Source organism: Desertibacillus haloalkaliphilus, from assembly GCF_019039105.1.
In the GTDB taxonomy this organism is placed as follows: Bacteria; Bacillota; Bacilli; order Bacillales; family KJ1-10-99; genus Desertibacillus; species Desertibacillus haloalkaliphilus.
The window spans coordinates 173,708-184,565 of sequence record NZ_JAHPIV010000011.1 but is presented as its reverse complement, the minus strand read 5'-3'; the positions used below and the strand labels follow the sequence as shown (position 1 = coordinate 184,565).

Genomic DNA, 10,858 nt, shown 5'->3' with positions numbered 1-10,858 from the left:
GGCCCTCCCTCATCTCCTATACAGCATAGCTTCGGTGCTTACGCACCGCACCTTCGTGGCGCACAGTCGTCGGCATATCTCACTGTTGAGATTCTTGGGCTGTTCTTAGACACGTCGTTAATACTCCATCTACCATTTGGGTCTCTTTTTCTTTTTTCAAGCATGTACTCAATACCTAACTCTTTTTCCATACCATGCAGCGCGATGTTAGCCAGTAATGGTGACACTATACCGCCTTGTGGTGTACCTTGTGGTGTTTCATTAAATACATCATTATCCATGTAACCAGCTTTAAGCCATCTTCTCAAAAGTTGCTTTTGAGGGAAGTCTTTTACCTGTTCAAGTATATAATCATGATTTAAGTTGTCAAAACAACCTTCAAAGTCACCTTCAAACACCCACATTTTCCTGCTGTTTGCGCCGCTGGTTTTCAGCCAGATATCGGATACAGCATCATGTACACCTCTTTTTGGTCGGAAACCATGAGATGTCATTTCGAAACGTTGTTCCCATTGGGGTTCTAGTGCCATTTTGACTACGTTTTGATAAACGCGGTCAATCATGTTTGGAATCCCTAGTGGTCGCAGTTTTTTGTTTTTCTTTGGGATGTAGGTTCTGCGTGTTGCTTTCGGTTTATGTTGACTTAGGTGTAAATTTTTCATCTTGTTGTATAATTCCACACGTTCCTTTGGAGTTGAAGCAGTGTAGCCATCTACTCCCGCAGACCTTTTTCCTTTGTTGATTTGTGTTACTCTTCTGATGGAAAGCAGTAATGCTGCTTTACTCTTCATCAATAACCTTTGCAGGCTTCTTACCTTTCTTCTTTGACCAAGACTATCCGCTCGATAAATCCGCTGTTGTAATCTCCTCACGTACTTTTCTAGACGATTCCAAGGGATATCGTTCCAGTTAGTAACAGGAAGAGCAGCGGACTTACCGGTGTTTCTGGATAAGCTTTTCATCGCACATCTCTCCTTGTTTGGTTTGTGTACCAAAGCCATCATCCGCAGTCCTCTCGGCTAAAACGATTTGGACGGTTTCAGAGGATTTGACTACTTTTCGTTTTTTATCAAGCAAAACATACCAGATTGGAAGTCAGCTAGCTTTCGCTATGTGTCATGGGATTGGCTCTTCGCCGACACTATCCATCGCCTTATCAAGTGTTCTTTGGCTGGACTTTCGTCCTGATGGCATTCGCTTCTTCCTTCATCCTTTACCCACTATGGATTTCCGTTTTGTTTACACTCCACCTACTTAAGCCATGTCACCTTCTCTTTGTTGATAGCGAAGGGAGGGAATGCTCAAGACCATGTTGGGTATTGACAAGTTTAGCATGTGTAGATACGCATGGGTTAGATCCTCTCTATACGCCGACAGCATTGGATATAGCATAGTGTCAATAGAAGAACACTTTTCTGCTGTTTCGGGTATCAGTCTTTTTTCCCGATTTAGAGCTATAATAACGACGCTTAAAAGAATTCACTTTTCGTTAACCACGGATATTTAAGGAATTGAATTGGTCCGCAATGGCGGGATTAATTCCTTTCATATCACTACCACGCTATCCCTATATCCCGATATCAAGACTTCAGGGGATAATTAGGCATTCCCTCATGCAACCGAACACACCCATTGCTGGATGAGCCGTTTTGGGTGTGATTATCCGTATACCTCGGATATCTGAGTCATATTGTCCTTTCGAGGTCTAATAGGGTTATAGCCTATTAAATCAACGTTCGCGACAACTCAGCACTACTTATTACCACTTCATGCCAATTTCCTGTCGCACTCTATTGTTTATATTTTACCAGTTTTTCGAATATTCAACATGTTTTTTCGAAAAAGAAAGGATAGAATTACGAGGGCACTGAAAAAGTGTGAAATTCACTTTTTCAGTGCCCTTTATGTAATGTGCGAAGCCATTACTCTTCCTGTATTGACCTACCTGTTATTTTTTGGCAGTTCCTAGAATTACCAACAATTTTTCTTCACTCATTTGCATGATCACAAGTAGGACGTGAAATGATAGGACTACAACTTAATAAAGAGGTTCAAATCATTAATCATTTGAAAAGGAGTTGTTTCATCATGGCAAATAACAGCAACAATTTAGTAGCTCCACAAGCAGAACAATTCATTGATCAAATGAAAGAAGAAGTTGCGCAAGAATTTGGTGTAAACCTTGGCGCAGATGCAACCTCTCGTTCAAACGGTTCGGTAGGCGGTGAAATTACAAAACGCCTTGTTCAAATGGCTGAACAACAAATGGGAGATGTTCGAAACATCTAATGAAGGAAACATGCAGACCACGTGTCTTTTTACAGGCTGTTGAGTATATACTCAACAGCCTTTTTGGTGTGGTACAGGGGCGGAGTGCGCTAGCAAAGGGGATAAACCAGCGATGGGCGTTTATTCGCACCGCCTGCGGATAAGGATTCTCACGAACTGTGACGGTTGTTACAGAAACAACTCTAAACTTAACTTAAACTAAAGATAATCAAAAGAAAAACAACCTTAATCTCTTGAGGAGGTAGATATAATGGATTTATCACATGCTTGTCACCATCATTCAGATCTGAACCATATATCAGAGGAGGACTACTGTGAAGCGTTAAAACAATTAAAGAAAGAACATGGTCCGTTACGACAACAAATGGATGGTTTTTACAATCAGGCAAAGGCGATCTCTAACGATAATACGATTGAGAACTGGAATGAACCGATTCATGAGCTTTATCAAACCGTTATCAGCTTTGTTAAAGACCTAGATCCACATTCGGCTCGAGAAGAAGACACACTATTTCCAATGCTCGCTAAGCATATCGGTTATGAAGGTGGACCAATTGCTGTCATGGAATATGAACATGATTTAGCTAAAGAAAATATTCGGGCGTTTATTGAGCTAGTCAATGAAACAGAACATGTAACTAAAGAAATAGCGATGACACTTATTAATCACCTCCATGTCGCGTATACAACATTGGTTAATCATTTTGCGAAAGAAGAACAAATTTTGTTCCCTATGGCTGAAAAAGCATTATCTCAAGAAGAGAAAGATTCGTTGTTAGCTTTATTCTAATTAGTGCGTAGTGAAAGATTTAAACGTTGTGCATACCGTTGTCGTCCCAATAAAGATCCATTTCCATTTCTTCCTTTACTCTCCATCAATGAAGATGAAATAGGTCACTTCTTTTATGGGTAAAGTATCATTGAATCCATTAATGAGGTGAGGTGCTCCTATGGAACATCATGAAATACGTGACCAAATAACAATTGAGGATGAACAGGGGAATGAAAAAGAATATAATGTTGAAGCCTTATTCGATATGAAGGAACAATCTTATGCTCTCCTGTCCGCTGATGATGAAACGGTTCTGATGCGAGTTGAAGATGATGAAGATGGTCAATATTTAATTGGTGTAACCGATGACGTTGAAAAAAAATCAATTTTAAATGCTTATGAAGTTGCTGTTGAAGCAAATCCAGCTGACGAAACAGATCTTCATTAATAACCACTAAAAAGGCTGGGACAATAGGTTGGCTTCCCTTTTACCTTTTGTCCCGCAATGAGCGTAACCGCCACCATCTTTTTAAAGCCCGTTGTGAGTGGGTTTCTCACAACGGGCTTTTGGCGAGTGAAGCTATTACCAATATTTTAACTAGTTTTGTCCCGACCCCTCTTTTTTGTAAAATTGATAATTATTCCGTGTTATTTTTGCTTTGTACAAAGCTTCATCTGCGTGTCTGATTAAGTCTTTATAACTTTCTCCGGCACTTGGATACATCGCTATGCCGATACTTGATGTTGCTTTGATCGTTTCGCCTCTGATCTTATACGGTGTTTGCAGTGATTGATGGATTCGCTCAGCAATCACACAAACTTCCTTTTTACTTAATACATTATTAATTAATATTAAAAATTCATCTCCACCAACTCGACACAGCACATCACTTTCCCTTACGTTTTCTTTCAATCGATTGGAGAATTGTTTAAGTAATTCATCACCAATCTCATGACCAAGGGTGTCGTTAATACCTTTGAATTTATCGATATCCATATACATGACGGCTAGCGATTGGTCATTTCGTTGAATGAGTGCCAACTGCTGCTGAATGACTTCAGTAAACATCCGTCTGTTCACTAATCCAGTCAAAGGATCATGAAACGCTAAATATTCAAGTAACTCTGCTTGTTTTTTACGCTCAGAAATGTCTCTTGAAACGATGATAAGCTTCTCGAGTTCGTCCTTTTCGTCAAATACAGGTGTCATAACCGCTTCTATCCAGGTCACTTCGCTATTTTTGTGAAGACGACGAAATTCCACCAATGTTGGCTCGTCTGTCTTTTTCTTTGCAAGCTTTACTTTCGCTTCGACAACCGCAAGATCATCTGGATGAATGGTGTATAAATAAGACTTTCCAACAAAATGATCAGGTTCATACCCAAGCATTCGTCCATGTGAAGGTGAGGCGTATTGAACAACCCCATTAGGGTCGATAACCTTGATCATATCATCCGTATTTTCGGCAATGAGTCGATAGCGCTCTTCACTTTCTTTTAACGTCTTTTCCGCCTGTTTTTGTTGGGTAATGTCTCGGCATAAGCTTGAAATCATTTCGACTTCGCCATGCTCATTATGTATCGGTGATAATGTTAGGTTCACATAAATAATTGAACCATCTTTAGTACGGCTTTTAACCTCTTCTCCTTTGACAAGCTCTCCTCTTTTCACCTTCTCAAGCAATTCCTTTGCATAGCTTTTATCCTCTGACAATAAAAACACAGGTTTGCCAACGATTTCTTCTTCCTTATAGCCAAACATTTTTTCGTATGCCGGATTGACACCGATCACATTCCCCTCTTCGTCAATAATATCAATACCTTCTTCCGTATGATTGAATAAGGCTTGCAGTTTTTCTTTTGTATCAATTAATTCTTTTTCACGATGTTTTTCTTTTGTAATGTCTTTGGCAATCCCAAATACTCCAACGACTTTCCCGTCAACGACCATCGGTATATTTTTTATATCAAGGTAAACATTGAAACCCTGTTTATGTGTGATTTCTAACTCATACTCTTGTGACTCTCCAGCAATTGCTTTATCAAAATGGTCATTAATTCGCTCGATATCTTTTTTCTTTAAAATCATTTCATAAGACGTTCCTATTAACTCCTCTTGGAGGTAGCCAGTAACTTCATACACGGCATCATTAGCACTTGTAAACTCGCGATTCAAATTACAGCTATATACAGCATCTTTATTTTGTTCAACTAATGACTTAAACCGTTGTTCACTCTCTTCTAACTTTTCCTTCGCTTCCTTTAATTCTTGTTCTCGAATTGTTCGTTCCGTTATATCTCTTGTTATCGCAAGCACATATGAACAGGTTCCATCTTTATCAATGATCGGATTAAGCATTGTTTCGTAATAAGACACCTTATTTTGACCTTCGTTAAAGAGCTGATCTTCATAGCTGAGATCTTCTTTTTGCTGAACGACCATCGTGTATATGTCCTTCAATTTCATTGCTTCATCATTAGGTAAGACTTCTTCAAACGCTTTACCGATGAGCTCCGTTTCTGAGATCTTCAATGCTTTTAATGCAGCTTTATTGGCAAAAACATAACGAAAAGTATCACCTTTTACTTCCATCAAAAACATAATTTCTGATATGTGGTTGAAAATGTTTTTAAAAATAGTTGTTAATCGTTCAAGATCCTCCGAATAAACCTTCTCAAAAAATGATTTCAAACCGATCACCTTTCATATGGAAATTACACATCAATGTTAGTAACTTGTAAGGTCCGTTCATCCTTATCATATTTAATTATCTTCCCCATGACTGTTCCTTTTATTGAAAAAAATCTTGATGAAATTGACTCATTTTTCTAAGTGTAATCTTCCTTCATCTTCACACAATAATCGCGAAAGGAGGAGATAGCAATGAAGAAACATTTACTGCAGTTATCAGCAGCTACAATCTTTGCAGGAAGTCTTGTCGGGTGTGGAGGTGATCCTGGAGCACAAAATGTGCAAAATGCTGATCGTAACATGACAGCCGCACAAAACCAAAATTTCCAAACTCCATCACCAAACCCAAGAGTTGATCAAACCGTAACGCCTAACAATGTCGCAACACAGCGTAACCGCGGTGCAACTAATCAAATGACGACTCAACGTCAACAAACAAATCAGACGGCAACGCAACAACAACCAAGAGCACAGGCACAAGCACAAAATAGAGATATGGCAGCCTTGCAAAATCCTGGTCGTGGAAATGCGAATGTGAGAGGTCGTGAATTCAAAGGTCACTTTGGAGACGTTGAAGAAGATATTTGGTATACACCTTATGTTGAATGGCTATCAGAAACTGGAGTAATTGAAGGCTATGAAGATGGAACTTTCCAGCCTAAAAAGCCAATCACACGTGGAGAAGTTGTAAAAATCATTGGTGAACTAGCTGAAGAAGGCTACCTCTTTATTCCTGAGGATGACCCAACCCAAGAGGAAGATGACCCTGAGGAAGAAACAACAGAGCCTGAGGATGAGACTACCGACCCTGAGGATGAGACTACCGACCCTGAGGAAGAAACAACAGATCCTGAGGATGAGACTACCGACCCTGAGGAAGAAACAACAGATCCTGAGGAAGAAACAACAGATCCTGAGGACGAGACTACTGATCCAGATGATGAAACCACTACGCCTGAAGAAACAACATAATAATCCCTTTAAAAAAGGAAAGGCATCGTCCTTTCCTTTTTTCGTTTTGAATATAATTTTAAATCGCACGACATTTTTATGTCGAATATTCATTTACTTTGTCGAATGAGTGGCGGATTTTTACTATTTAAGCGATACTTAGGGAAACAATGAAGACAAGGTGGGATTCAATGAGCTCATCAAATTTTTACAAAACGATATGTAACCAATCACCAGCCGCCATGTCAATCTTGGACTTAAAAGGTCGATTTATCGAGGTTAATCAAAGCTTATGTAACTTTCTTGGGTACAGTAAGGATGAGATCCTTGGTGAAACAACAGCTTTGCTTTCACATCCAAATGAAGTAGAAATCACGTCAAGAAAATTACAACAATTAACTAGCGGTGAAATTGAAAGCATTCAACTAGAAAAATGTTATCTTCATAAAAAAGGACATCCTTTATGGGGGTTAGTAAGTTTTACATTAATCCGTGACCATGACAATAGACCAACGTTTATTATTGGTCAATTACAGGATATTACGGAAAAAGTAATGATACAGCAACAATTGATGGAAAGTGAAGACCGCTACCGCCGATTAGTTGAACTATCTCCAGAAGCCATTTTTGTTCACCTCAATGGAAGGATTGTTTATGTAAATCGAGTAGGCATAAAGCTTTTAGGTGCAAAGAATAAAGATGAGATTATTGGCACTCCTTCTTTTTCCTTTATACCTGACGAAGAACGGGATTTGATCCGTGAAGAAACAGTCGCTCTACTCAACCAAACCACATCTAAGAAACTTAGGCATTCAATCATTCGCTACGACGGGAAGTCATTATCGGCTATTACAACAGCTGCAAGAATTACATATAATGGTGAACGAGCGATTCAAACAGTTATCCGGGACATTACCGAGCAAAAAATGATGGAAGAATGGTTAAGAAAGTCTGAAAAACTTTCCGTCGTTGGTCAGCTTGCCGCAGGTGTTGCACATGAGATACGTAATCCACTTACATCAATTAAAGGGTTTATCCAATTAGCAAAATCAAACCAAGAATTTAAACAAGAACATCTAGATATTATGCTCACAGAGCTGGAACGTACAGAAGGCGTTATTTACGAGTTTCTATCGTTAGCCAAGCCAAATGACCAGGTTAAATTTCAAAAACATGACGTCAAAACGATCCTAACGAAAGTGATCACTTTACTTGATTCTCAGGCGTTGATGAAAGATATTGAAATCGTGACATCCCTTGGCCACCTACCTGAGATTGACTGTGACGAAAATCAGTTAAAACAGGTGTTTATTAATATTATTCAAAATGCTTTAGAAGCGAGTCCTCGAAAAGGGGCTGTATACGTCCATTTAGATCAAATTAATGACGATAACATCATCATTCGTATTAGCGACCATGGACCAGGCATGCCAAAAGACCGGTTAAAACGACTAGGAGAGCCTTTTTATTCCACAAAAGAGAAAGGAACTGGTCTTGGATTAATGGTGAGTTGTAAAATTGTAGAAAATCATCAAGGGAAAATAAATTTTTCAAGCAAAGAAGGTAAAGGTACAACAGTAGATATTGTACTGCCTTTTGAACAACGGCTTTCTCATATTGAGGAAGGGGCTGTCCACTAAGGTTTCATACCACTAGCGGACAGTCTTTGTCATTCGTTCCTTTTTGAGTGTCAATCATCACAGAGCTCGCCTTCGACCTTTTCAACGGTCGCTCGAATTTGCCCCACTTGCTCAACCTTTGCTTGACATACAGGACATGTTGCTGATTGAATATCCAAATAATGCTTATCTTTCACGAAAAATATAAAGCCACAACTTTCATCGATACATGTGATCATGTTCACTTGAATTTCACGCACAATGCTTCCCCTCTCTTTATAAATGATTGTAAAAAAATGACTTTTGATGCATGTCTAGTATAACATTTCTTCATCCAAACGGCTGATAAAATTACAAAAATTGTAAGTTTGAGAGGTAGACATTGTTTGTTCGCGCTTTGTAGAGTCATTAGCAACCATAATCATTCTCACCTATCATGGATAGGATGTTTATTTTACGTTCCAATTATGAATGGTTTTTATATAAAGGTTTATAAAAGGAGTTATCCATACGGCAAATAATCGTAAAGCTAGTTTGCCTTCTAACTTAATCAGCACATTTTAAAACATCAGCAAATAATTATTTTGAACTTGCAAATAATGAATTTGTACTTTACTTTCATTACTTCAAGGGAGGAATTCATTATGATGAACAAACAGCTAGGTGCACACGAAACAATGGAAATCCATGAAGTTTTAACTAGTGCTGTAAATGGCCTTAACCTCTTTAAACTTTATCGCACTCATGTAAGTGATCCTCAATTACAAAACCTTATGGATAAACAATTACAATTTATGACTCAAGAATACAACACAATTGTCCAAGCAGTGAACAATCGCGGGATGAGTACACCTAAACCATACCGTTCACAACTCTCACAAGCTCCTATTTATGGCACGCAGCAAGCACCGCAATCAGAATCACCAAATATGTCACCAACTCAATTGGATGATAAGGATATTGCTACGGGGATCTTAACGAATCATAAAGCATCTGCTTCTATGAAGATGGTAGCTGCTCTTGAATGTGCCGATCCAGAAATTCGGCGGATGATGCAACAAAGTGCTGTAAACTGCTCAGAGCAAGCGTATGAAGTTTGGCAATATATGAACCAAAAAGGGTATTACCCTGTCCCGACAATGCAAGAACAGGCAACATCATCAATGATCAGTTCTTATACCCCGGTACCACAAGGAATGAACTTCAGCTAAATAAAACGAGCCAACGAAGGACATCATTCTGCCCTCCGTTGGCTCGTTCATTGTTATATATATCTATGACGTAACAAGGATTGATTCTTTACCACTACTTTGTTTCTCTACCGTTAAAGTACCTTCTCCATTTGTGAACACAAATGTCGCCTTAATTGTTTCCTTTTCATCAATTTGTAACTGCCATCCATTTGGAAACTTACTTTGTAATTGCTCAATTAACGAACTATACGTTCGGTAATCAGTCGTAATTGAGTAAAACCCTTCAGCTAACTGGTACCATATATCTCTTACTTGCAAAGTTGCTTCATTAAGTTGAGACTGTTGTCGTAGGACTTCAAATGATTGATTCTCCATTTTACTCACTCTCCCTAAAAGGTTATTTTAATATATAATTTCTCATTCGCCAAGCAGTAAAGATTGGCAGCCAAAAAAACATTAAAGGACTGCTCTCAAAAGTGTGTGATTAAGCTTTTGAGAAACAGTCCTTGATAAACCGTCGTTAATTATGTCATATCCTTCCGTGTGTCTATATAAATATTACCGAGTTGATCAACCTGAGCAAAAAACACATCTTCAAGACGAACAATCTTTTGCTCTTGTAACACTTGATCCACCCAATCGCGGTCCTTACCGAGTAATTCAAGGCTTTTTTCCAAAATTCGCCCATCAACGATAAAAGCTTGCGCATTTCCCCTACTTGCCTGCACATGTTGAACGTCTTTTTGCATCGCTTCTAAATAAGGTGGTTTTTTTAGGACGGAAACAGTACCATCTGTTTCTAACAACGCACTTTCCACTTGATCTACGTAAAAAACATCTTTTTTCCTTAAGTTGGTCAATAAACTATCCATCGTCATCCTAGTCTTTTTCAAACCTTCTTCTAAGACTTGTCCGTTTTTAATCAAATATGTCGGCTCATCTTCTAATACCTTTCGTCCTGTTAAACTTTTTATCGCTACAATATTCGTAAAGAAAGTAAAAAAGGAAAAAAGAATGAGGCCAATAACTCCTATCCATAACGGCAAATCTTGCATAAGCAAAAGACTTGCTGCAATTGAACCAATCGTGATCCCCGCAACAAAATCAAAAAATGTCATTTGTGAAATCAGCTTTTTATTTAGGGTTCGGCATAAAATATAAAGAACAATAAAAGCGACTGTTGTCCGTATGAAGATTTCAGAAATTGTCATACCATCCGGTCACTCCTTCTCTCGTCCGTTCAGCTTCAATACTAGGGTTATACCTTTATGGTTCCCAATCGCATGGATTTAATGAATAGGCACTCCTCGAATCTATTTCTTCCCCCCTCAGTGATCGATCC

General features: G+C 38.7%; 11 protein-coding genes. 6 read left to right on the top strand and 5 right to left on the bottom strand.

Features of this window, described 5'->3' with window-relative positions; all coding sequences use genetic code 11:
- Window positions 1-38: 38 nt before the first annotated feature.
- Entirely contained in the window at window positions 39-962 is a 924-nt protein-coding gene (locus tag KH400_RS13910) for a reverse transcriptase N-terminal domain-containing protein (RefSeq protein WP_217225477.1), read from the bottom strand.
- 1,126 nt (window positions 963-2,088) lie between these two features.
- Here KH400_RS13910 and KH400_RS13905 point away from each other — a divergent pair.
- The 3 genes from KH400_RS13905 to KH400_RS13895 all read left to right on the top strand — a co-directional run bounded on the left by KH400_RS13905 (window position 2,089) and on the right by KH400_RS13895 (window position 3,509).
- Window positions 2,089-2,289 carry an alpha/beta-type small acid-soluble spore protein gene (locus KH400_RS13905; RefSeq protein ID WP_217225475.1) on the top strand — a complete coding sequence of 67 codons (201 nt, stop codon included), beginning with the start codon at window positions 2,089-2,091 and terminating at the stop codon, window positions 2,287-2,289.
- A gap of 250 nt (window positions 2,290-2,539) precedes the next feature.
- Window positions 2,540-3,079: a hemerythrin domain-containing protein gene (locus KH400_RS13900; RefSeq protein ID WP_217225473.1), complete on the top strand. Its 540-nt coding sequence runs from the start codon at window positions 2,540-2,542 to the stop codon at window positions 3,077-3,079.
- A gap of 160 nt (window positions 3,080-3,239) precedes the next feature.
- Window positions 3,240-3,509 (top strand): DUF1292 domain-containing protein, encoded by a 270-nt coding sequence (locus tag KH400_RS13895; RefSeq protein WP_217225471.1) that lies wholly within the window; start codon window positions 3,240-3,242, stop codon window positions 3,507-3,509.
- 150 nt (window positions 3,510-3,659) lie between these two features.
- Here the strand turns inward: KH400_RS13895 and KH400_RS13890 are convergent, their stop codons facing one another.
- Window positions 3,660-5,753 (bottom strand): PAS domain S-box protein, encoded by a 2,094-nt coding sequence (locus KH400_RS13890; protein WP_217225469.1) that lies wholly within the window; start codon window positions 5,751-5,753, stop codon window positions 3,660-3,662.
- Between the two features lie 192 nt (window positions 5,754-5,945).
- On the opposite strand from KH400_RS13890, the gene KH400_RS13885 reads away from it, so the two are divergent.
- A complete protein-coding gene (locus KH400_RS13885; RefSeq protein ID WP_217225468.1) occupies window positions 5,946-6,725 on the top strand; it encodes an S-layer homology domain-containing protein in 780 nt (259 codons plus the stop codon).
- Between the two features lie 170 nt (window positions 6,726-6,895).
- Window positions 6,896-8,344: a PAS domain-containing sensor histidine kinase gene (locus KH400_RS13880; RefSeq protein ID WP_217225466.1), complete on the top strand. Its 1,449-nt coding sequence runs from the start codon at window positions 6,896-6,898 to the stop codon at window positions 8,342-8,344.
- A gap of 50 nt (window positions 8,345-8,394) precedes the next feature.
- Here the strand turns inward: KH400_RS13880 and KH400_RS13875 are convergent, their stop codons facing one another.
- On the bottom strand, window positions 8,395-8,583 hold the full coding sequence (locus KH400_RS13875; RefSeq protein WP_217225464.1) for a hypothetical protein: 189 nt from the start codon (window positions 8,581-8,583) through the stop codon (window positions 8,395-8,397).
- 384 nt (window positions 8,584-8,967) lie between these two features.
- On the opposite strand from KH400_RS13875, the gene KH400_RS13870 reads away from it, so the two are divergent.
- A complete protein-coding gene (locus KH400_RS13870) occupies window positions 8,968-9,534 on the top strand; it encodes a spore coat protein (protein WP_246589568.1) in 567 nt (188 codons plus the stop codon).
- A 63-nt stretch (window positions 9,535-9,597) separates the two neighbouring features.
- Here the strand turns inward: KH400_RS13870 and KH400_RS13865 are convergent, their stop codons facing one another.
- On the bottom strand, window positions 9,598-9,891 hold the full coding sequence (locus KH400_RS13865) for a hypothetical protein (protein WP_217225463.1): 294 nt from the start codon (window positions 9,889-9,891) through the stop codon (window positions 9,598-9,600).
- A gap of 149 nt (window positions 9,892-10,040) precedes the next feature.
- Window positions 10,041-10,727 (bottom strand): DUF421 domain-containing protein, encoded by a 687-nt coding sequence (locus KH400_RS13860; RefSeq protein ID WP_217225461.1) that lies wholly within the window; start codon window positions 10,725-10,727, stop codon window positions 10,041-10,043.
- Window positions 10,728-10,858: the final 131 nt, after the last annotated feature.